Genomic DNA, 22,310 nt, shown 5'->3' with positions numbered 1-22,310 from the left:
TCCGGCGTGGGGCGGCGCCGCGGCTCGCGGCGGCGGCGTGCTCAGCGGGGGTCGCGGCCCTGCGCGCGCACCTGCGCGACGCGTTGCTGGAGGATGAGGGTCGCCATCTCCTCCACCGACTTCTCGGAGGAGTCGATGACCGGGATGCGGTGGCGCTCGTAGATCGTGGCCGCGCGGCGCAGCTCCCAGCGGCACTGCTCGGTGGAGGCGTAGCGCGAGCCCCGGCGCCGCTCGCTGCGGACCCGGCTGAGCCGCTCCACGGTGGTCGTGAGACCGAAGCAGCGCTCCTGGTGCTCCTGCACCGGCCGCGGCAGCTTGTCCAGCTCCAGGTCCTCGTCGACCAGGGGGTAGTTCGCCACGAAGAACCCGTGCTGGAGGGCCAGGTACATCGACGTGGGCGTCTTCCCGCAGCGCGAGGGGGCGAGCAGGATGACGTCCGCCTTGTCGAGGGCCCGCAGGCTCTGGCCGTCGTCGTGCTCGATGGTGAACTCCACCGCCGCCATCCGGGCGTTGTAGCGCTTGATGTCGCCGACGCCGTGCAGGCGCATGGCCTCCCGCTCGCCGGTGCGGCCGAGGATGCTCTCGACCTTCTGCATGTGCTGGTCGAACAGGTCGATGACCGGGGCCTTGGACGTCAGCAGCGCGGTGCGCACGCCGGTGTCCGCGGCGGTGCAGAACACCAGGGGCGTGACGCCCTCGTCCATCGCGGCGTCCAGCTCGGCGACGACCTCGAGGGCCGCGGCGGGCGAGTCGATGAACGGGATGGTGGCGCGCTCGAAGTGCACGTCGGGGAACTGGATGAGCAGGGCGTTGCCCATCGTCTCCGCGCTGATGCCCGTGGAGTCCGAGAGGAAGAGGACCGGGGTGCTCTCCTCGGCCACGGCACGGCGCACGACGTCCAGGACGGCGCAGCCGGTGCTGCCCGTGCTCGCGCTCGTGCCGGAGCGTCCGACCTCGCCGGGATGCTGGATGACCACGCGCACCCTCCTGCTCGTCGTGCCGCTCGTTCGCCGTCGGTCCGTGGGTGTCGCCCCGGGCCCGTCCCAGCTCTGGCCGAGCCCCGTCCGGGGTCGGACGTCGGGCCCCACCCGGGCGGCTCGGGGCCGCCGGGTGGTCACGAACCGTAGCCCGCTGGACCGGCCCGGCGGGAGCAGTCCACCAGCAGATTCACGCCCACGGACGTGTCCTCGGTCACGTTTCCCCGATTGGATCGATCCACCGCCTCATCGGGTGGGAAACCGCTGGGCTAGCGCTCTCCCGGGCACCTCCGGGCGGGCCCGCTGACTAGGGTGGGCGGGCGCCGATGCGGACCCACCGCGTCCGGGTAGCCGGAGGAGGCGAGCCCCGTGGAGCTGACCATCCAGGGCCCGGTGATCGAGTGGCGGGGGCCCGCACCGCACCACTTCGTCCCCCTCGACGAGGACGACGCCGACCTCCTCCGCGAGGTCGCCGCCGGCCTCACCTACGGGTGGGGCTGCATCCCGGTCACGGGCCGGGTCGGGGACACGTCCTTCACCACCTCGCTGATGCCGCGCGAGGGCACCTGGCTGGTGCCGCTCAAGGTGGCCGTGCGCCGGGCCGAGGGCATCGCCCTCGGGGACGTCGTCGAGGTGCACCTCGACCTGGGCTCACCGGCCTGACCCGCCTGCCTGAACCGACTGCCTGACCCGACTGCCTGAACCGCCCGGACGGGCACCGGCAGGTCCGGACGGGAACCGGACCGGGCCGGGAGCCACCCGCCGGGGCGAGGGTCGTGACCGAGATGCGGGCAGGACGGGCGAACGCTCCCATGCCGGCCCGCTCCGTGCGATCCTCGTGCCTCGTCGGGAAATCCTGACGAGAGTCTCGGAAGGTCCCTCATGATCGGCACCTCGCACCTGCGCCGGCCCCGCGCCGCGAAGAAGCCCGTCCCCCCGGCGGCTCCTCCGGCGGCCCCGGCGGCCGCCACGCCTGCCCCGGTCCCGGCCGACGCACACGCCGACGTCGAGGCCGACGGGCCGGGCGTCCCGGAGGCCCTCGTCACTCGCGTGCGCCGCACCGAGGACGGCTGGGCCGTCGAGCTGCCGCACCTCGGCCTCAGCCTGCCGGTGCCGGACGCCGAGTCCGTCGGCGCGGCCCTGGGCGACGTCCTCGCCGGCGCGCTCCTGCGCGGCGAGGCGGACGTGGCCGACGTGGTCCTCACGTTCCACCGGGGGTCGTCCACCGGCGCCTGACGACTCCGGGTCGGGCGCCCCTCAGGCCGCGCACAGCGGTGCCGATGGGAGCCTCGGAAGGATTCCGACAGCACGCACGGAGGCGTGATCAGATGACCCGTCGCGACGATGCCGGGCGCCCGTGGTGGGCCCTCGGACGTCGGCGGAGAGTGCCACGGAAGGCACTCGGCCAGGAGCGCCCCCGCGGCCCCCTGCACCCGCCGTCGGACGAGTGGGACCGACCCACGGGGCCACCCGGCCCACGACCGAAGAAGCCCTGGAAGAGGGACGCCGACGAGGCGACCCCGCCCATCTTCACCCCCCTGCACGCCGTGCCCGACCCCCCACCGGGGCCCTGGGACGGCGTGACCGGCGCCGACGGCGCCCACGACCCGGAGATCGAGGTCTGGGAGCCGCAGCCCGACGAGTGCCTGAGGCTGGGCCGGCAGTTCGCCCGCAACGCGTTCGCGCTGTGGCCGACGCCGCCGGCGCGTCCTGGCGAGGAACGGCTGATGGCCACCCTGGCGGCCGCGGCCGTCGCGGTGACCGACGACGACCTCCTGCGCGTCGGGGTCCACCCGCGGGCCACGCACCTGGACGTCACGTTCATGCTGGCCGGCGGCTCGGGCGACGCGCTCGCGCAGCAGCTGCTGTCCGAGGTCGCCTCGAAGGACGAGGAGTGGGCGGAGATCCTCGCGCCCGTCCTGCGGCAGACGTTCACCCAGCGCACCCTCGCGCTGGTGCTCGTGTTCTCCGTGCTCGCCCGGCTGCTGGCCGACCGCGACGCGCGGCAGCGCGAGGCCGGCTGAGCAGCAGCACCCGCGCAGCACCCACGCACTACCCGCACCCCACCACCAGGACGACCGTTCCGACCATCCCGCGCCACGACGCTCCCCGCCTCCGACGCGCTCCACCCGCCCCGGCGACCAGCCGGGTGCCGCACCGACACCGCAGCACCGACACCGCAGCACGGCGCCCCGTGACCCTCCTCGGGTCACGGGGCGCCGTGCTGTGCTGCGTGAGGCGGGAGCCTCGCGGCCGGCGGCCGGCGTCAGCCGACCTGGTCGCGGACCGTCTCGAGCGCCGCGTCGAGGACGGCCAGGCCCTCGGCCACCTCGTCGTCGCTGATGACCAGCGGCGGGACGACGTGGATGCGGTTGAAGTTCACGAACGGCAGGATGCCGCCCTCCTTGCAGGCCGCCACGACCGCGTTCATCGCGGGGCTGCTGCCGCCGTAGGGCGCCAGGGGCTCGCGGGTCGCGGGGTCCGCGACGAGCTCGAGCGCCCAGAACGCACCCGTGCCGCGCACCTCGCCGATGACGGGGTGCTTGGCGGCCAGGGCCCGCAGGCCGGGCCCGAGGAGCTCGGTGCCGAGCCGCTCGGCCCGCGCCACGACGTCCTCGTCCTCCATCGCGCGGATGGTGGCGACGGCGGCGGCGCACGCCAGCGGGTGCCCCGAGTACGTGAGCCCGCCGGGGTAGGCCCGGTGCGCGAAGGTCTGGTGGATGGCCTCGGAGATCGCCACGCCGCCCAGGGGCACGTAGCCCGAGTTCACGCCCTTGGCGAAGGTGAGCAGGTCGGGGACGACGGGGCTGCCGTCGGCGTGCGAGGCGTGCTCGATCGCGAACCAGCGGCCGGTACGGCCGAAGCCCGTCATGACCTCGTCGGCGATCATCATGATCCCGTGCCGGTCGCAGAGCTCGCGGACGCCGGCCATGTAGCCCTCCGGCGGCATCATGATCCCGGCGGTGCCGGGAATGGCCTCCAGGATGACCGCGGCGATGGTCGACGGGCCCTCGAGGGCGACGACCTGCTCGAGGTGGGCCAGCGCCCGCTCGCACTCCTCCTCCTCCGTGGTGGAGTGGAAGGGGCTGCGGTAGAGGAACGGCCCGAAGAAGTGGACGGTCCCGGCCGCGCCGCGGTCGTTCGGCCAGCGGCGGGGGTCGCCGGTGACGTTGATCGCCAGGTCGGTGCCGCCGTGGTAGCTGCGGTAGGTCGAGAGCACCTTGGTGCGCCCGGTGTGCAGCCGCGCCATCCGGACGGCGTGCTCGTTGGCGTCCGCGCCACCGTTGGTGAAGAAGACGTGGTCGAGGTCGCCGGGCGTGTGCGAGGCGATCAGCCGGGCGGCCTCCGAGCGGGTGCCGTTGGCGAAGGCCGGCGCCACGGTGCACAGCGTCGCCGCCTGCTCCTGGATCGCCGCCACCACGCGCGGGTGCTGGTGCCCGAGGTTGGTGAAGACCAGCTGCGAGGTGAGGTCGAGGAAGCGCTTGCCGTCGCCGTCCCACACGTGGCTGCCCTCGGCCTTGGTCAGCACCGTCGGGCTGAGCTCGGCCTGGGCGGACCAGGAGTGGAAGACGTGCGCGCGGTCGAGCTCGTAGGCGCGCTGGGCGTCGTGGGTGTCGGCCAGGTCGCTGCCCTGGCCGGTGCGGGCGGTGGTGTCAGTCATTGCGCGGGAACCCCAGCTCGAGGCCACCCGCGGGGCGGTTGGCCGGGTCGATCCAGCGGGAGGTGACGACCTTCCCGCGGGTGAAGAAGTGCACGCCCTCGGTGCCGTGGGCGTGGCTGTCGCCGAAGAGCGACTGCTTCCACCCGCCGAAGGAGTAGTAGGCCACCGGCACCGGGATCGGCACGTTGACGCCGATCATGCCGACCTCGACGTCCGCCTCGAACCGGCGGGCGGCGCCGCCGTCGTTGGTGAAGATCGCGGTGCCGTTGCCGTAGCGGTTGGCGTTGATGAGGGCGAGGCCCTCCTCGTAGGAGGCCACGCGGACGACGGAGAGGACCGGGCCGAAGATCTCCTCGGTGTAGACCTCCATGTCCGGGGTGACGTGGTCGAAGAGGGTCGGGCCGAGCCAGAACCCGTCCTGACCGCCCTCGGCGGCGACGTCGCGGCCGTCCAGGACGACCTTGGCGCCGGCCTTCTCGCCGGACTCGACGAACGAGGCGACCTTGTCGCGGTGCGCGCGGGTGACCAGCGGGCCCATGTCGACCTCGGTGTCGTGGGCGCCCCGGGCGCCGTCACCGACGCGGATGGTGCGGGCACGCTCGGCGATCCGGGCGACCAGGTCGTCGCCCACCGGGTCGACGGCGACGACGACGCTGATGGCCATGCAGCGCTCGCCGGCGCTGCCGAAGCCCGCGTTGACGGCCGAGTCGGCGACCAGGTCGAGGTCCGCGTCCGGCAGGACGAGCATGTGGTTCTTGGCGCCGCCGAGGGCCTGCACGCGCTTGCCGTGCTTGCTGGCCGTCTCGTAGACGTACTGGGCGATCGGGGTGGAGCCGACGAAGCTGATCGAGGCGACCTCGGGGCTGGTGAGCACCGCGTCCACGGCCGTCTTGTCGCCCTGCAGCACGGTGAAGACGCCGTCGGGCAGACCGGCCTCCTTCCACAGGCGCGCCATCCAGAGGGCGGAGGAGGGGTCCTTCTCGGACGGCTTGAGCACGACCGCGTTGCCGGCGGCGATGGCGACGGGGAAGAACCACATCGGGACCATCGCGGGGAAGTTGAAGGGGCTGATGATGCCCACGACGCCGAGCGGCACCCGCTTGGAGTGGACGTCGACGCCGGTCGAGGCGCCCTCGGTGTAGCCGCCCTTGAGCAGGTGCGACATGCCGCAGGCGAACTCCACGACCTCGAGGCCGCGGGCGATCTCGCCGAGCGCGTCGGAGTGCACCTTGCCGTGCTCGGCGGTGATGAGGGCGGCGAGCTCGTCCTTGCGGGCCGCGAGCAGCTCGCGGAACGCGAAGACGACCTGCGTGCGGCGCGCCAGCGAGGTGCCGGCCCAGCCGGGGGCGGCCGCGGCGGCCGCCGCGATCACGGTCTGCGCGTCGGCCTCGTCGGCCAGGGCGACCTTGCCGGTCACCTTCCCGGAGGCGGGGTTGGTCACGTCCGCCCAGCGGTCGGAGGAGCCCCGCAGCTCCTCGCCGACCCAGTGCACGATCTCGTTCGTCATGCGGCCATCCTCGCGGGCGGGCACGCACCGGCGACCTGACAGACCGTAGGATCCGGGACGCCGGGCCGACAGATCGTCGGGGGGCGTCCGCAGGCGACGCCGGAGGGCCCAGGACCGGTGGACCAGTGCCGGAGGACGAGGAGGCGGTCGGTGGACGCGCACGTGACGCTGGCCGACGTCCTGGCGATGCCGCTGGTCCGCGAGGCGGACCCGGAGGTGGTGGCCGGGGCGTCCGCCCTGGACCGGCCGATCCGCTGGGTGCACGCCACCGAGCTGAGCGACATCGCGCCGCTGCTGCGCCCCGGCGACCTGCTGCTCACCACCGGCGTGGGCCTGGAGGGGGCCGACGACCCCGTCGCGCTGGCCGCCTTCGCCGCGAGCCTCGCCGAGTCCGAGTGCGCCGGCCTCGTCGTCGAGCTCGGCCGCCGCTGGCGCGACGCCCTTCCCGCGGCGCTCGTGCAGGCGTGCGCCGCCACCGACCTGCCGCTCGTCGCGCTCCACCACGAGCTGCGGTTCGCCGCGCTCACGCAGGCCGTCGGGGAGCGGATCGTGGACGCCCAGCTGGCGGAGCTGCGCGAGAGCGAGCGGGTGCACGACACCTTCACCGAGCTCGGCTTCAACGGCGCCGGGCCCGAGGAGGTGCTGGAGGCGGTGCAGCGCCTCGCGGGCAGCCCGGTGGTGCTGGAGGACGGCGACCACCGGGTGCTCGACTACCGCGTCGGGGGCGGGGACCCCGGCGAGTTCCTGCGGGACTGGTCGACGCGGTCGACGCGGGTGCGGCCGGGCGCGCGGACCGGGTGGGACGAGCGCAACGGCTGGCTGGTGACCCGTCTCGGGCGGCGCGACCAGGACTGGGGGCGCCTGGTCATCGGCGCGGACGCTCCCCCGACCGCCCGGCTCGTCGCCGTCGCCGAGCGGGCCGCCGCCGCCCTGGCGATGCACCGGCTGCACGACCGCGACCGCGGCCACCTGCTGCGACGCACCCACGCCGACCTGCTCGCGGCGCTGCTGCGCGAGCCCGGCAGCACCGACGTCCGGCGCCGCCTCGACCTCGCGGGCTTCCCCACCCGCCGCCGCGTCTTCGTCGGGCTCTCCGTCCGGGTGCCCGGGCGCGACCGGACCGCCCCCGAGCTGCTCACCACCGTGCTGCACGCCGCCGACTCCAGCGGGCTGCCCGCCCTGGTCGTGGAGGAGTCCCGCGAGGTCGTCGTGCTCCTGTCGCTGCCGACGCCCGCGGCCGGCACGCCCGGGGCGCACCCCGCCGAGGACCGGCTCGCGGCGCGCGTCCGCGAGCGCTGGGCCGGCACCCCGGGCCGCACCCGCCTGCTCGTCGCGGCCGGGCGCGCGGTCGGCCTCCTCGAGGACGTCGACCGGACGCTGCGCGAGGCCGGCCAGGTGGCCGACGCGGTCTCCTCGGCCGGCGCCGGCCGGTCCCGGACGGTGCACCGGCTGGAGGACGTCCACCTGCGCGGCCTCCTGGCGCTGCTGGGCGACGACGACCGGCTGCGCCTCTTCGCCGAGCGCGAGCTCACGCCGCTGCGCCGGCACGACGCTGAGCACGGCACCGACCTGGTGGCCGCGGTGCGGGCGCTGCTGGAGCACCCGACGAGCAAGTCGGACGCGGCCGCGGCGCTGCACCTCTCCCGGGCGGCGTTCTACGCGCGGCTGGAGCGGGCCGAGCGGGTGCTCGGCGCGCGGCTCGACGACCCCGAGGTGCGGGTCTCCCTGCACGTCGCGCTGCTGGCCGAGCAGGTCCGCGACAGCGGCTCGTAGGCGTCCCCCGCCCCTCCCCCGAGCTCCGACCAGCACCCGACAGACTGTCGGGTGAGGCCACGCGGACGAGACACTCCGCCGCCCCGCGGGCGCCCACGCGCGAGGCAGGATGGGGGCATGGCGACTGCCCAGCCGACCGCGTACGAGCGGCACGCCCCGTCCCGCAAGCTCGTCGAGCGCTCCCTGGAGGGGAGCCGCGCGAGCGTGTTCTGGCTGGAGGACGCCGGCGAGGCACCGGTCCGGCCGCCGCTGACCGCCTCGACGACCGCGGACCTCGTGGTCGTCGGCGGCGGCTACTGCGGCCTGTGGACCGCGGTGCTCGCCAAGCGCCGCGACCCGGCCGCCCGCGTCGTCCTGCTGGAGGCGCAGAGCATCGGGTGGGCCGCCTCCGGGCGCAACGGCGGCTTCTGCGAGGCCAGCCTCACCCACGGCGAGGAGAACGGCCGCAGCCGCTGGCCCGACGAGTACGACACCCTGGAGAAGCTGGGCCAGGCCAACCTGGACGCCTTCGCCGCCGACGTGGTCGAGCTCGGCCTCGACTGCCAGCTCGAGCGCACCGGCAACCTGACCGTGGCCGTCGAGGAGCACCAGCTCGAGTGGCTCGAGGGCGAGGGGGTGCTGGACGCCGAGGGCGTGCGGGCCGAGATCGACTCGCCGCTCTTCCTCGGTGGTCAGTGGAGCCGGGACGACACCGCGCTCGTGCACCCCGCCCGGCTGGCCCGGGAGCTGGCCCGCGTCGCCGAGGAGCTCGGCGTCGAGATCCACGAGGGCTCCCCGGTGGTCGGGCTCGACTCCTCGGGCAGCGGCCCGGTCGGCGTCCGCACCGCGCGGGCGACCGTCACCGCCACCCGCGTCGCGCTCGCCACCAACGTCTTCCCCTCGCTGCTCAAGCGGAACCGCCTCATGACGGTGCCGGTCTACGACTACGTGCTCATGACCGAGCCGCTGACCAGCGAGCAGCAGGCCGCGATCGGGTGGTCGCACCGGCAGGGCCTGGCCGACATGGCCAACCAGTTCCACTACTCCCGCCCGACCGCCGACGGCCGCATCCTCTGGGGCGGCTACGACGCCATCTACCCGCTCGGCGGGTCCGTGGACGTCGCCCACGAGGAGCGCCCCGAGACCTTCGCCAAGCTGGCCTCGCACTTCCTCGCCACGTTCCCGCAGCTCGAGGACGTGCGGTTCAGCCACCGCTGGGCCGGCGCGATCGACACCTGCACGCAGTTCGCGGCCTTCCACGGCCTCGCCCGGGGTGGACGCGTCGCCTACTCGGCCGGGTTCACCGGCCTCGGCGTCGGCGCCACGCGGTTCGCCGCCGAGGTGATGCTGGACCGGCTCGCCGGGGAGCGGACCGAGCGCACCGAGCTCGCGATGGTGCGCAAGCGGCCGCTGCCGTTCCCGCCGGAGCCCTTCGCCAGCACCGGCATCAACCTGACCCGGTGGTCCCTGGACCGCGCCGACCACCGCCGCGGCGAGCGCAACGTCTTCCTCCGGGCGCTCGACTCCGTCGGGCTGGGCTTCGACTCCTGAGGCTGGCGGCGGCTCAGCCGTCCAGGTCGTCGAGGCTGGTGCCGGGCGCGCCCAGGACGGCCGCGCGACGCAGCAGCATCTGCGCCTCCTCGGGTCGGGACTGGCGCTCCAGGGTCCGGCTGAGCAGCAGGCAGGCGTAGGCGTCGGTGGGGTCCTCCGCGAGGACGGCACGGGCCGTCTCCTCCGCCCGCCCGAGGCTGGCCGAGTGGTAGTAGGCGCGCGCCAGCAGCAGCCGGGCGTCGGTCACGCCGGCCCGGCCGGCGTCCTCGTCGACCGCCAGCTCCGCCAGCAGCGACTCCAGCTCCTTCACGGCACCCCGGAAGTCCTTCATGCCGAAGAGCGACTGCGCCCAGGTGTATCGGTCGTGGTACCCGCGCCTCTCCATGCCGCCTGCAACGCCTTGGCCGGGCGCGGTGTTCCGGAGTGCGGGGCCTCGGCCAGGGCTCCCGGGCCTCTGCGCTCTGGGTGCGCGCCGGTGGCCTCCGTGCCGGCGGGCCGGAGGTCGTGATGGTGCGGGGGGGTCGCGGGAGCGCGGGCGCCGCTCACGTCCGCCGGTGCAGGCGGATACGTCCCGCGGACGCGGGCTCGACCCGGTAGCCGGGGTCATGGACCCGCCGATGGTGGTGCGGACACAACAGCCGCGCACCCTCCACGCTCGTGGCCCCGCCCTGCGACCACGGTGTCTCGTGATGGGCGTGGCAGTACGCCGGCGGCGCCCCGCACCCCTCGACCGTGCACCCCCGGTCCCGCAGCCCCAACGCCAACCGCTGCGCGGGGGTGTGGAACCGCTGCGCCCTGCCCAGGTCCAGCACCTCGCCCTTGCCGCCCAGCACCGCCGGCACCAGACCCGCCTCACACACCCACCGCCGCGCCTGACCCGCACTGACCCGCGTCCCGGTGTCCAACGTGACCGACCGCGCCGTGCCCACCAGGTCCGCCAGCGTCATCGTCACCACCACCCGCGCCGCCACCCCACCCGAGGACGGCAACCGCTCCGCCGGGAACCGATCGATCCACTCCGCGAACGCCTGCCCCAGGCGCAACCGGTACGGCCGCACCCACCAGCCCCGCCCCCGCCCGGCCTCACCAGACGCCTCACCGCCACCCTCGCCAGACCCCTCGCCCGCGCCAGGCTCGATCCCCCCGGCCCGGCCGGTGGTGCGGTGGTGCTCCGGGGACGCCAAGGCCTGCAGCACCCGCTCCAGCTGCTCCCCCTGCGCCACCGGGATCCGGAACGTGCCCCACGTGAACCCCTGCCCGTCGTGCCGCAACCGCAGGTCCGCGTTCTCCCACGCCACCCGCTCCTGATCAGCCAGCACCTTCGCCTCACGCGCCTCCCCGACCTCCGGGGCCACCCGGGTCAGCAGCTCGCTCCCCAGCCGCTTCAACCGCACCGGGTCCAACGCCATCTGCCCACCCCGCAACGCACTGGTGTCCACCGCGGCCTCCACCATCAGCTCCTCCGCCGCCGCGTACACCCACCCCTCCAACCCCGCCGGCAGATCAGCCAAGGCCACCACCACCACCTCGACCTGCGCCTCGGTGACCAGACCCCGCGCGAAGACCCCCGCCAGCCGCGAGAACCCCTCCACCGCCCGCGCCAACCGCGACCGCCGCCGCGCCTGCGCACCCGAGACACCAGACCGGTTCGCCAACCACGCCGCCGCACTCGGCGCACCCGACGCCGACCCCACCCCCACCGCCTCGGCCCGCGCCGTCACCACCGACCGCAACGCAGCCACCCGCGCCTCCAACGCGGTCACCCCCAACAGCGCCTCCCCCGCCTCGACCTCACCCAGACCCGCCGACGACACCCCCAACGCACGCCCCACCGTCACGTCCACCTCAGCCAACGCGCGCAGCAACGGATGCGGCACCGGCTCCCCCGGCACCGCCCACCCACCGGGCCCACCGCACTCGTCGTCCCCGCGTCGCTTCACGACCACCACGCAACCACCCGGCACCGACAGTCAGACCCTGACAAGCCCCGGGAACGGGACCGGTCCCACCACACCCGTCTTCCCGGGACGGAACCGGTGGACAACCCCCGCTGAACTGTGGAAACAACCCCATCACGCCAGCCCTGTGGACACCTCATGGCTCACTTCCAGACCAGGGCGCCACCACGGCGGTCAGCGACCGGACGACAGCGGCACGCGGCCGGAGCGCGCGTACTTGAACACCAGGCTCGTGCGGGTGGAGGCGACGTCGGGGTTGCCGGAGAGCCGGCCGATGACGACCTCGTGCAGCTCCTCGACGGAGCGGGCGGCGACATGGAGGAAGAAGTCGGCCTCGCCACCGAGCAGGTAGACGTTGAGCACCTCGCGCATGGTCCGTGCCTCGTCCATGAAGGCCATGAGCCGGTCCCGGGCGTGGGAGGCCATCTCGACGGCGATGATCGCCTGGATGGGGTGGCCGAGGGCGGCGGGGTCGATGTCGGCGGCGAACCCCCGGATCACCCCGCGCTCGCGCAGCGCCCGCACCCGCGCCAGGCACGTGGACGGCGCGACGCCCACCCGCTCGGCGAGCGCGTTGTTGGCGATCCGCCCGTCGACCGCGAGGACCTCGAGGATCGCGGCGTCGACGTCGTCCAGGACGGGCGGGGCGGACGGGGCGGACGGGGCGGACGGGGCGGTCACGGTGGTGGGCTGGGCGTCCATTCGTGCGGCCTCCTCGAAGGATCTTCAGCCGACCAGGCGGCCCCGGTGGCTCGGATCGAAGAATAGTCGGAAGATCGACGCCCTGACCGAATCACCCACGCGGCCACTGGCGCTCGGCCGCCGAAGAGGACCACAGTGGGGCTGCACGAGGCGACCCGTGCGGCGCTGGTCCACGGCCGCGGCACGCCTCCCACCGAACCCCTCCCACGAATGGAGTCGAAAGTGAAGATCGGCGTCCCCACCGAGGTCAAGAACCGCGAGTACCGCGTGGGCATCACCCCGCTCGGCGTCGCCGAGCTCACCGCCCACGGCCACGAGGTGCTCGTCCAGGCCGGCGCCGGCCTGGGCTCGCAGATCTCCGACGCCGACTACGTCGCCGCCGGCGCGACCATCACCCCCGACGCCGACACCACGTGGGGCGACGCCGAGATGGTCATGAAGGTCAAGGAGCCCGTCGCCGAGGAGTACCACCGCCTCCGCGACGACCTGACCCTCTTCACCTACCTCCACCTCGCGGCCGACCAGGGCCTCACCGACGAGCTCGTCAAGCGCGGCACCACCGGCGTCGCCTACGAGACCGTCCAGCTCGCCTCCGGCGCGCTGCCGCTGCTCTACCCGATGTCCGAGGTCGCGGGCTGCCTGGCCCCGCAGGTCGGCGCGCACTCGCTGATGAAGGCCCAGGGCGGACGCGGCGTCCTGCTCGGCGGCATCGGCGGCGTCGCCAACGCCAAGGTCGTCGTCATCGGCGCCGGTGTCTCCGGCCAGAACGCCGCCAACATCGCCCTCGGCATGGGCGCGGACGTCACCCTGCTCGACACCGACCTCGACAAGCTGCGCATGTCGTTCTGGCGCTACGACAACCGGGTCCACGGCCTGGCCTCCTCGAAGCTCGCCATCGAGCAGCACGTCACCACCGCCGACCTGGTCATCGGTGCCGTCCTCATCCCGGGCGCCGCGGCCCCCAAGCTGGTCACCAACGAGCTCGTCGCGAACATGAAGCCGGGCTCCGTGCTCGTCGACATCGCGGTCGACCAGGGCGGCTGCTTCGAGGACACCCGTGCCACCACGCACGACGACCCCACCTTCGAGGTCCACAACTCCACGTTCTACTGCGTGGCGAACATGCCGGGCGCCGTCCCGGTCACGTCCACCTACGCCCTCACCAACGCGACGCTGCCCTACGCCGTGGCGCTCGCGAACAAGGGCTGGAAGGACGCCATGCGCGGCAACGCCGGCCTCGCCAAGGGCCTGAACACCTTCGCCGGGAAGATCACGAACGCGCCCGTGGCCGAGGCCACCGGGTACGATGCTGTCTCCCTCGACGAGGTCCTCGCCTGACGCACCCCAGCGCGTCCCCGAAGGCCGGCCGCCGAGGTTCTCCCTCGGCCGCCGGCCTTCGTTCGCACCACCCGGAAGAGCGCATGAACACCCTCGACCCGGGGCACCGCCGTGACGTGCCCCTGACCTCACCCGACTCCCCGTCCCCCGCCACGCCCGCGCAGGACGCCGGCAACGAGACCGTCCTCGCCGAGGGCGCCCGTCTCACCCGCCGACTCACGCGCGAGCTCGCCGCCGCCGAGCGCACCCGGCCCGAGGTCACCGCCCCGGTCCACCTCCAGCTGCTCGCCGCCCGCCGCGGGCTCACCGCGGGCTCGCTCAGCCCCGAGGCCTACGTGGCCCGGATGGACGAGCTCCTCGAGGCGCTGGTCTGAACCGGTCGGGTCCGCGGCCCGGAGCCCGGACCGAGCCCCGGACCCAGCACCGGACCGAGAACCGGCGCGTCACATCAGCGCGGCGGTGAGCCGGCAGGCGTTGTCCAGCCAGCGCTTGCGGCGCGGCTGGCGCGCCCACTCCTCGGCCGTGAGCACCCGCGAGACGGACCGGTAGGACTCGTCCACCTCCCCGAGCCTGGCCACGAGGTCGCCGCCGAAGGCCAGCAGCATGATCTCGCTGTTCAGCGCGTAGCTGCGGAAGTCCATGTTGGACGAGCCGAGCACCCCGATCCGTCCGTCGACGGTGAGGTACTTGCTGTGCAGCACCGTCGGCGGCGGATAGAGGTGGATCTGCACGCCCGCCTCGAGCAGCTGGCCGTAGTACGAGCGCTGCGCGTGCCCGACGAGGAACTGGTCCGCCTCCTCGCCGACGAAGAGCTCCACGCGGACGCCGCGGTGCACCGCCGACGTCATGGCCGACAGGAGCGCCTCGTCCGGGACGAAGTAGGGGCTGGTGACGGTCACCGACTGCGTGGCCTGGTGGATGAGCGTCGTGAACATCCGCAGGTTGGGCTCGGTGCGGAAGCCCGGCCCCGACGGCACCAGCTGGAACGCGTGGGCGTCGCCGCCGGGCACCAGGTCGGGCTGGTCGGGGAAGTACGTCTCCGGGTGGAGCACCGTGCCGGTCTCGAGGTACCAGTCGGTGGCGAACACGGCCGCCACCTCCGTCACGACGTCGCCGGAGACCTCGACGGTCAGGTCGAGCCAGGCCCGGCCCGAGCGCCGGTTCTTCTCGCTGCCGTAGGCGGGCTCGATGAGGTTGTGGGAGCCGACGAAGCCGCGCTCGCCGTCCACGACGAGCAGCTTGCGGTGGTTGCGCAGGTCGGGGCGGCGCCACTGCCGACGGCGCAGGCTGATCGGCATCATCAGGTGCCACTCGATCCCGGCCTCGGCCAGCCGCGGGCCGAGCTCGGCGAAGCCCGGGTAGGCCCGCGAGCCCAGGTGGTCCATGAGGAACCGGACCTCGACGCCGCGCCGGGCCGCGCGGCACAGCGCCTCGAACACCGGGGCGGTGGTGGCGTCCCAGGCCGCGATGTAGAACTCGACGTGCACGAAGTGCCGGGCGGAGTCGACGGCCGCGGCCATGGCGGCGAATGCCTGCTCGGTGTCCGGGTGGACGTCGACCACGCTGCCCGTGACGCACGGCAGCCCGGTCAGGGCCCGGTTCATCCGGACGACCGAGGTCAGGTGCTCGTCGACCACCGCACCCTCGGGCAGCACGGGGAAGGCGACCGTCTTCTCGGCCAGGACGGCCGTGGCCGCCTGCTGCTCGGTCTCACGCTTCCCGCGCACCCACGGACTGCCGATGATCCAGAAGAGCGGCAGCCCGACCAGGGGCAGCCAGAAGATGAGCATCAGCCACGCGGTCGCCGAGCCCGGCCGCCGGTCCCGGGGGACGGTCCCGACCGCCCACACCCGCAGCCCCGTCTCGATCCCGAGCCACAGCACGGCCCAGATCGCGACCACCCAACCCACCCACCCCGCGGGGTCCCCCGTCTCCTGCACGCCTCGCACCCTAGGGCCGATCACGATCCGTGACGACGTAAACGGTTAACGATCCCCGACCCGTAGCCACGCCGCTCCGTTCGGCGTACCTTCACAAGATCCCCATCCCCGTCGGGCTCGCCCTCACCCCGGCTTCACGAGGACCTGACGAAGATCGGGACGTTGGACCCTGGTCCCCGGCAACCCCAGCGCCGGAACCCCACCGCGCAGTGTCACCGCTCCCCCCGCACCCTGCCCGGTCCTCCCCCTGGAACAGGTCCTGACGCCCCCTCGAAAGGACCATGGACGTGTTGCAGCGCCCGAGCATCCTGTTCGGGTCGGCCGCGAAGACGGAGCAGACCCCCCGCTCCCGCACCTCGCCGTCCGCCCCCGGCACGACGCAGACCCCGTTCCCTCCCACCCCCCTCTCACCCGCGTCGCTGCCCCCGGACCCCGCGACCACCCGGCTCCTCGCCCCGCGGCGACCGCTCTCCGACCTCCTGGCGGAGTCCACCGCCGCACGCACCCTCGCCGGCGTGCCCACCCAGCGCGTCCTTGACCCGCACCAGGCCCCGTCCCCCGCCCACGACCCCGCACCCCCGGCGGACCCGTCGTCAGGCCGTCCCGCGGACGCCCGGGAGAACGACCCCGACGCCGCCCCGGCGGCGCTGGGCGTGCGCGCCCAGCGCCGCGACTTCGCGGCCCACGGGCTCCTCTACGTCACGCTCTTCGTGCTCGGCCGACTCACGGTCCCGGACGGCGCGGAGCTCTCCGCGATCTGGCCGGCGGCCGGCGCCGCGGTCCTGTGGATGCTCGGCCAGCGCACCCCGCGTGGTCGGGCGGCCGTCGTCCTCGGCATCCTCGCCTCGGTCGCGACGCTGCTCGCCCTCGGTGCGGTCACGGGCCACGCCGCGATCTCCTGGCGCACGGCGGCGGTCACCCTCGTCGCCGGCCTCGTGCAGACGCTCGTCGCCACCGCGCTGCTCGACCGCTCCGAGGCCCTGCGGCTGGTGCGCGGCGAGGCCCGCGCGGCACAGCCGGACACCCCCTCGTCCTCGCTGCGCGTCGTGCTCCGCGTCGGCGCGGCGCTGCTCGTCGCGAGCCTCGCCGGCGCCCTCGTCGCCGGCGCGGGCTACCTCCTCACCGCCCCGGACACCGCGCTCGTGGCGACGGTGACGGGGTGGGCCCGGCAGGTCACCGGACTCCTCGTGGTCGCCGGTCTGGTGCTGCTGCTGCGGGTGCAGCGCACCCACGGCCGCACGGTCCGCGGCGAGCTCCACGACCTGCGGACCCGCGCCGCGGGCGAGCTGGCCGTGGTCAGCGCGCTCACCGCGGGCGCGTACCTGCTCACGGTCGGCGGACGGCACGCGCTGCTCTTCCTGGCCCTGTTGCCCGTGCTGTGGACCGCCGCGCGGTTCTCGGCGGTCCTGGCCCTCCTCAACGCCCTGGTCTACGCGGGCTTCGTCACGGTGATGACGGCGCTGGGGCAGACGGCCTTCACCGACGCCGACACCGCCGTCGACCTGGTGGTCGACCTCCAGCTCTTCCTCCTCACCATGCTCACGGTGACGCTGGTGACCAGCGCCATCACCGAGGACCGCCGTCGCCTCCTCGACGCCCTCGTCCGCCGTGACCGCGAGCGCGCCGAGCGCCTGGAGCTGCTCGGCCAGCTCACCGAGTCCATGGGCGAGCCCGTGCTCGTCCTGGACGCCGAGCGGCGCGTCGTCCTGGCCAACGCCGCCGCCCGCACGTTCCTGGGCCCCGGCCGCACGGTCCTGGACTCCGACTTCTCGGGGGTGCGCCTGCGACACCCCGACGGCACGCTCCTCGAGGACCACGAGCGCCCGTCGGTCCGGGCCCTCCTCCACGGCTCCGTCCCGGCCCACGACCTGCTCGTCCACGACGCGGCGGGGCGCGAGCGCGTCGTGTCGGTGACCAGCACCCGCCTGGACGTCGCGCGCACCTGGGGCGGCAGCGACCGCGCCCTGCTGGTGATGTCGGACGTGACCGACGACCGCGACCGCAGCCGCCGGCTCGCGGAGTTCGCCTCGGTGGCCGCCCACGACCTGCGCTCCCCGCTGGCCACCGCCCGCGGCTGGACCGAGCTGGCCTCGGGCGACCTCGCCCTGGTCGCCGCCCGTGCCGGGGGCCGCGACGAGGCGATCGACGAGGCCATCCGGCTCGTCGAGGAGGCCACCGCGCAGACCCGCTCGGGCCTGGACCGCATGGGCGACCTCGTCACGGACCTGCTCCAGCAGGCGGTCGCCGAGTCCGGCTCCCTCCAGCCCGTCGTCGTGCCGGTCTCCGACGAGGAGGGGCCGCTGGCCGACCTGCTCGACGAGGTCTCGCTGCAGGCGGAGATCCACGTGGGTCGCGTCCCCGACGTCGAGGCGGACGCCGCGCTGCTCTCCCAGCTCCTGCGCAACCTCGTCGGCAACGCGATCAAGTACGTCTCCCCGGGCGTCATGCCGGTGATCCGGATCTCCGGACGCCGGATCGGCGACCGCGTCGTCCTCGAGCTGGAGGACAACGGCATCGGCGTCCCCGAGGCCTACCGGGAGGCGATCTTCACCCGCTTCACCCGCGCGCACGCCGACGACCCGCACTACACCGGCACCGGGCTGGGGCTCTCCCTGTGCCGCACCATCGTCGAGCGGCACGGCGGCAGCATCAGCTGCCGGGCCGCACGGTCGGTGGGCGGCACCGGCGGGCCCGGCTCCCGGTTCGTCCTGGACCTCCCGGCCGCCCAGTCTCAGGACGGGCCGGCGGCGAGGACCGACGCCCTCGAGCACCGGAGCGGGCCGGCGGCCTGACCGGGCGGCGGCCCGCCGGGCCCGCCGCGCCCGCCGGGCCGCGCGCGGGAGGGGTGTTCGCCCCGCCCGGGGGCGGCGGGGCATGCTGGGCCCGTGCCCGCCTCCCTCCCCGTCGTCCTCGACCCCTCGCTGCCGGACGTCGGGCGGGCGCTCGCGGCCGCGGAGGAGTCCTGGGCCGCGGCCGACCGGCTGGACGACCCCGCGGCGGCCGAGTCCCTGCTCGGCGCCCGCGGCGACGACCTGGACCGGCTGCTGGCGCTGGCCGGCTCCGTGCGCGACGCCGGCCTGGAGGCCGCGGGGCGCCCCGGCGTCCTCACCTACTCCCGCAAGGTCTTCCTCCCGCTCACCCACCTGTGCCGCGACCGCTGCCACTACTGCGTGTTCGTGCAGTCGCCGGCCCGGCTGCGCGCCCAGGGCCTCGCGCCCTACATGAGCGCCGAGGACGTGCTCGAGGTGGCGCGCGGCGGCGCGGCCCTGGGCTGCAAGGAGGCGCTGCTGACGCTCGGCGACCGCCCCGAGGACCGCTGGCCCGAGGCCCGCGCCTGGCTCGACGAGCACGGGTACGCCTCGACGCTCGACTACGTCGGCGACATGGCGCGGCTGGTGCGGCGCGAGACCGGCCTCCTCCCCCACCTCAACCCGGGGGTGATGACGTGGGGCGAGCTCCAGATGCTCAAGGACGCGGCCCCCTCGATGGGGATGATGCTCGAGACCACGTCGACGCGCCTGTGGGCGGAGCCCGGGCAGCCGCACCACCTGTCCCCGGACAAGGAGCCCGCGGTCCGGCTGCGGGTGCTCGAGGACGCCGGCCTGGCCCGCGTCCCGTTCACCACCGGCGTCCTGCTCGGGCTCGGCGAGACGCCGGCCGAGCGGGTCGAGGCGATGCTGGCGCTGCGCGACGTCCACGACCGGCACGGTCACCTCCAGGAGGTGATCGTGCAGAACTTCCGGGCGAAGACGAGCACGGCGATGCGTCACCGCGACGACCTGGACGCCCAGGAGCACGCGGCGGCCGTGGCGGTCACCCGGCTCGTGCTGGGCCCGGGCATGCGGGTGCAGGCGCCGCCGAACCTGGCCGACCCCGACGAGCTCGCCCTGCTCGTGCGCGCCGGGATCGACGACTGGGGCGGCATCAGCCCCCTCACCCCCGACCACGTCAACCCCGAGCGGCCCTGGCCCGAGGTCGAGTCGCTGGCCGCCCGCTGCGCCGACCTCGGCTTCGCGCTGCGCGAGCGGCTCACCACCCACCCCTCCTACCTGCGCGCGGCCCGCGAGGCCGCGGACGGCTCCGGCCGCGCGGGGGCGGACTGGGTGGACGACCGGCTGCTGCCCCACGTCCTGGCCCTCGCGGACGCCGACGGCCTGGCCCTGGACGACGCGGTGGCCGGCCGGTCGCCCGCGGGGCCGTCCGGGCCGCCGCGCACCGCCGCGCCCGCCGTCCTCACCTCCGAGGTCGCGGGCCTGCTCCGCGCCGCGGAGGCCGAGCCGTCCGGGCTCGACGACGCCGCCTACGCCCGCCTCCTGGCCGCCGACGGCGCGGACCTCGAGCGGCTCGCGGCGCTGGCCGACGAGGTGCGCCGCGACCGCCTCGGCGACGTCGCCACCTACGTCGTCAACCGCAACCTCGACCCCGGCCTCGACCCCGAGCGGCTGCGCGCCCTGGCCCGGGAGGCGGCCGACCTGGGCGCCACCGAGGTCTGCGTCCAGGGGCCGGCCCCGGCGGGCTCGGGCGCCGAGGGGTACCTGGCGATCGTCCGGGCAGTCACGTCCGTCACCGGCCCGCACGGCGGCCCGCTGCACCTGCACGCCTTCCGCCCCGCCGAGGTGATCGACGGCGCCGCCCGCGCCGGCCTCACCGTGCCGGCGTGGCTGCGCGAGCTGCGCGCGGCCGGCCTGGGCACCGTGCCGGGCACCGCTGCCCGCATCCTGGACGACGAGGTGCGCGCCGCGCTCACCGCGGGCACCGACGTCGCGGTGGCCGCCTGGCTGGACTCGATCGAGACGGCCCACGCGGCCGGGCTGCGCTCGACCGCGACGATCGTCTACGGCCACCTCGAGACGCCCGCCCAGCAGGTCGCGCACCTGCGCACGCTGGCGGGCGTGCAGGACCGGACCGGCGGCTTCACCGAGCTCATCGCCATGCCGTTCGTGCCCGCCGAGCACCCGTTCCCGGTCGACACCTCCCGCCCGGGCGCGCGCCCCGGGCCGAGCCTGCGGGAGACGCGCGCGGTGCACGCCGTCGCCCGGCTGCTGCTCGACGGCCGCATCGACCACGTGCAGGCCGCCTGGCCGAAGCTCGGGGTCCGCGGCGCGGAGCGGGTGCTCGCCGGCGGCGCGGACGACCTCGGCGGGGCGCTGCTGGACGGCGTCCTGGACCCCGGTGTCGGGGCCGAGGCCGGTCGCCAGCTGCTCCCCCGCGACCTGCGCCGGATCGCCGAGCGCCTCGGCCGCACCCCGGTGCAGCGCACGACGCTCTACGACCCGGTGCCCGGGTGACCGGCCGCGTGACCGCCCGGGCCCGCAGGACCCGCGTGGCCGTCGTCGGCGCCGGGATCGCCGGGCTGGGCCTGGCCGCCCGGCTGCGTCGCGCCGGGCTCGCCCGCGACGCGTCCGACCTCGTCCTCCTCGAGCGGGCCGACGAGGTCGGCGGCGTCTGGCGCGACCACGTCTACCCGGGCGTCGCCTGCGACATCCCCGCCCGGCTCTACTCCTACTCCTTCCGCCCCGACCGCTGGGACGAGGCCTTCGCGCCGGGCGCGAGCATCCAGGACTACCTCGTGCGCACCGCGGACGAGGAGGGCCTGCGCCCGCACCTGCGCACCGCCACCGCGCTGGTCGGCGCGGACTGGACGGACGCGGACTGGACGGACGCGGACTGGACGGACGCGGCCCGGGCTGACGGGGACCGGGCTGACGGGGGCTGGGCTGACGGGGGCTGGCGGCTCTCGCTGGTCGGCCCCGACGGCCCCGAGGAGCTGCTGGCCGACGTCCTCGTGCTCGCAGCGGGACGCCTCACCCAGCCGCGCCTGCCGGACGTGCCCGGCCTCGCCTCGTTCGCCGGCCGGGTCTTCCACTCCTCCTCCTGGGACCCGCGACCGCTGGCCGGGCTGCGCGTCGGCGTCGTCGGCTCCGGGGCCAGCGCCGTGCAGCTCCTCCCGCACGTCGCCCGCGAGGCGGCGAGCACCGTGCTCTTCCAGCGGACACCGCCGTGGGTGCTGCCCCAGCCCGACCCGGCCGTGGCGGCCCCGGCGGACGCCAGCCGCGCCGCGCTCTCGGCCACGGCCGACCGGCTCTTCGAGGCCCGGCTCGCCGGCTCGGACGCGGCGGCCGCGCTGCGCCGCCTGGCGCTGGACCACCTCGAGGCCCAGGTGCCGCCGGGCCCCCTGCGCGACGCGCTCACGCCCGACTACGAGATCGGCTGCAAGCGCGCCCTCTTCTCCGACTCCTGGTACCCGGCCCTCCAGCGCCCGGACGTCACGGTCGAGACCTCCGCGCTGGCCCGGGTGGAGCCCACGGGGGACGGCGTGGACGACGGGCCGGGCACCGGCTCCGTGGCTGTCGCCGCCTCGGGCGCGCGGCACCCGCTCGACGTCCTCGTGCTCGCGACGGGCTACGCCACCACCCGGCAGCCGTACGCGCCGCTGGTGCGCGGGCGCGGCGGCGTGAGCCTGGACGAGCACTGGGCCGATGGGATGACCAGCCACGCCTCCACCGTGGTGCACGGCTTCCCCAACCTCTTCGTGCTCAACGGCCCCAACGGGACGCTGGGGCACCACTCGGCCTTCGAGGTGGTCGAGGCGCAGGCCGGGCTCGTCGTCGGCGCGCTCGAGCAGCTGCGCGACGGCCGCGGGCCGCTGGAGGTGCGGGCCGAGGCCGAGGCCGCCTACACCGACCTCATCGACACCCTGGCCGCCCGGACCGTGTGGACCCAGGGCGGTTGTCGCTCCTGGTACCTCGACGAACGGTCCGGACGCCTCACGCTGGTCTGGCCCGAGCGCGCCGAGGAGTTCCGCCGGCGCAACGGGCACTTCGACCCCTCCGCCTTCACCCGGCTCGGTGCCGCCCCGCCGGAGGGCGGCGACCCGGCGTCCAGCACCCCACGCGTGGGCTGCGTCACCCCCGCGGTGTGACG

Annotated in this window: 17 protein-coding genes; 10 read left to right on the top strand and 7 right to left on the bottom strand. The window is 75.2% G+C overall.

The features are described 5' to 3' along the window. Positions 1-41 precede the first annotated feature (41 nt). Positions 42-977 carry a pyruvate, water dikinase regulatory protein gene (locus tag E8D37_RS17345; RefSeq protein WP_240770524.1) on the bottom strand — a complete coding sequence of 312 codons (936 nt, stop codon included), beginning with the start codon at positions 975-977 and terminating at the stop codon, positions 42-44. A gap of 369 nt (positions 978-1,346) precedes the next feature. Here E8D37_RS17345 and E8D37_RS17340 point away from each other — a divergent pair, with 369 nt between their 5' ends. The 3 genes from E8D37_RS17340 (at position 1,347) to E8D37_RS17330 (ending at position 3,001) form a co-directional block, all read left to right on the top strand. Continuing rightward, positions 1,347-1,640, top strand: a complete 294-nt coding sequence (locus E8D37_RS17340; RefSeq protein ID WP_136571082.1) for a DUF1905 domain-containing protein — start codon at positions 1,347-1,349, stop codon at positions 1,638-1,640. Between the two features lie 219 nt (positions 1,641-1,859). Continuing rightward, positions 1,860-2,213 (top strand): hypothetical protein, encoded by a 354-nt coding sequence (locus E8D37_RS17335; protein WP_136571081.1) that lies wholly within the window; start codon positions 1,860-1,862, stop codon positions 2,211-2,213. A 311-nt stretch (positions 2,214-2,524) separates the two neighbouring features. Beyond that, positions 2,525-3,001, top strand: a complete 477-nt coding sequence (locus E8D37_RS17330) for a hypothetical protein (protein WP_136571080.1) — start codon at positions 2,525-2,527, stop codon at positions 2,999-3,001. A gap of 242 nt (positions 3,002-3,243) precedes the next feature. Here the strand turns inward: E8D37_RS17330 and E8D37_RS17325 are convergent, their stop codons facing one another. Together E8D37_RS17325 and E8D37_RS17320 are read right to left on the bottom strand one after the other, a co-directional pair. Next, positions 3,244-4,638: an aspartate aminotransferase family protein gene (locus E8D37_RS17325; protein ID WP_136571079.1), complete on the bottom strand. Its 1,395-nt coding sequence runs from the start codon at positions 4,636-4,638 to the stop codon at positions 3,244-3,246. Then, positions 4,631-6,145: a CoA-acylating methylmalonate-semialdehyde dehydrogenase gene (locus E8D37_RS17320; RefSeq protein WP_136571078.1), complete on the bottom strand. Its 1,515-nt coding sequence runs from the start codon at positions 6,143-6,145 to the stop codon at positions 4,631-4,633. The genes E8D37_RS17325 and E8D37_RS17320 overlap by 8 nt, the downstream gene beginning before the upstream one ends. A gap of 150 nt (positions 6,146-6,295) precedes the next feature. Here E8D37_RS17320 and E8D37_RS17315 point away from each other — a divergent pair, with 150 nt between their 5' ends. Continuing rightward, the gene (locus E8D37_RS17315) at positions 6,296-7,918 is read left to right on the top strand and encodes a PucR family transcriptional regulator (protein WP_240770523.1); all 1,623 of its coding nucleotides are present in this window, start codon (positions 6,296-6,298) and stop codon (positions 7,916-7,918) included. 117 nt (positions 7,919-8,035) lie between these two features. Then, on the top strand, positions 8,036-9,448 hold the full coding sequence (locus E8D37_RS17310) for an FAD-binding oxidoreductase (RefSeq protein ID WP_136571077.1): 1,413 nt from the start codon (positions 8,036-8,038) through the stop codon (positions 9,446-9,448). A 13-nt stretch (positions 9,449-9,461) separates the two neighbouring features. Here the strand turns inward: E8D37_RS17310 and E8D37_RS17305 are convergent, their stop codons facing one another. From E8D37_RS17305 to E8D37_RS17295, 3 genes are all read right to left on the bottom strand, one after another. After that, complete coding sequence (locus E8D37_RS17305) at positions 9,462-9,833, bottom strand: tetratricopeptide repeat protein (protein WP_136571076.1); 372 nt, start codon at positions 9,831-9,833, stop codon at positions 9,462-9,464. Positions 9,834-9,990: 157 nt separating this feature from the next. Next, a complete protein-coding gene (locus E8D37_RS17300) occupies positions 9,991-11,388 on the bottom strand; it encodes an HNH endonuclease signature motif containing protein (protein ID WP_168929802.1) in 1,398 nt (465 codons plus the stop codon). 192 nt (positions 11,389-11,580) lie between these two features. Beyond that, entirely contained in the window at positions 11,581-12,108 is a 528-nt protein-coding gene (locus E8D37_RS17295) for an Lrp/AsnC family transcriptional regulator (RefSeq protein WP_136571074.1), read from the bottom strand. 222 nt (positions 12,109-12,330) lie between these two features. On the opposite strand from E8D37_RS17295, the gene ald reads away from it, so the two are divergent. Both ald and E8D37_RS17285 read left to right on the top strand, forming a co-directional pair. Beyond that, positions 12,331-13,446, top strand: a complete 1,116-nt coding sequence (gene ald / locus E8D37_RS17290; RefSeq protein ID WP_136571073.1) for an alanine dehydrogenase — start codon at positions 12,331-12,333, stop codon at positions 13,444-13,446. Positions 13,447-13,529: 83 nt separating this feature from the next. Then, positions 13,530-13,820, top strand: a complete 291-nt coding sequence (locus E8D37_RS17285) for a hypothetical protein (protein WP_136571072.1) — start codon at positions 13,530-13,532, stop codon at positions 13,818-13,820. A gap of 69 nt (positions 13,821-13,889) precedes the next feature. Here E8D37_RS17285 and E8D37_RS17280 read toward each other — a convergent pair whose 3' ends face one another. Further along, positions 13,890-15,386, bottom strand: coding sequence for a phospholipase D-like domain-containing protein (locus E8D37_RS17280; protein ID WP_206055829.1), 1,497 nt, complete (start codon positions 15,384-15,386; stop codon positions 13,890-13,892). A gap of 287 nt (positions 15,387-15,673) precedes the next feature. Between E8D37_RS17280 and E8D37_RS17275 the strand changes: the two genes are divergently transcribed. From E8D37_RS17275 to E8D37_RS17265, 3 genes are all read left to right on the top strand, one after another. After that, positions 15,674-18,178 (top strand): ATP-binding protein, encoded by a 2,505-nt coding sequence (locus tag E8D37_RS17275; protein WP_136571071.1) that lies wholly within the window; start codon positions 15,674-15,676, stop codon positions 18,176-18,178. A gap of 93 nt (positions 18,179-18,271) precedes the next feature. Then, complete coding sequence (gene cofG, locus E8D37_RS17270) at positions 18,272-20,674, top strand: 7,8-didemethyl-8-hydroxy-5-deazariboflavin synthase CofG (RefSeq protein ID WP_136571070.1); 2,403 nt, start codon at positions 18,272-18,274, stop codon at positions 20,672-20,674. Beyond that, positions 20,671-22,308, top strand: a complete 1,638-nt coding sequence (locus E8D37_RS17265) for an NAD(P)/FAD-dependent oxidoreductase (protein ID WP_206055828.1) — start codon at positions 20,671-20,673, stop codon at positions 22,306-22,308. Before cofG ends, E8D37_RS17265 begins: the two co-directional genes overlap by 4 nt. Positions 22,309-22,310: the final 2 nt, after the last annotated feature.

The organism is Nocardioides sp. GY 10127 (assembly GCF_004919085.1).
Classification (GTDB): Bacteria; Actinomycetota; Actinomycetes; order Propionibacteriales; family Nocardioidaceae; genus Nocardioides.
Note: the sequence above shows the minus strand (reverse complement) of the source record. Positions and strands in the feature narration are given on the sequence as shown.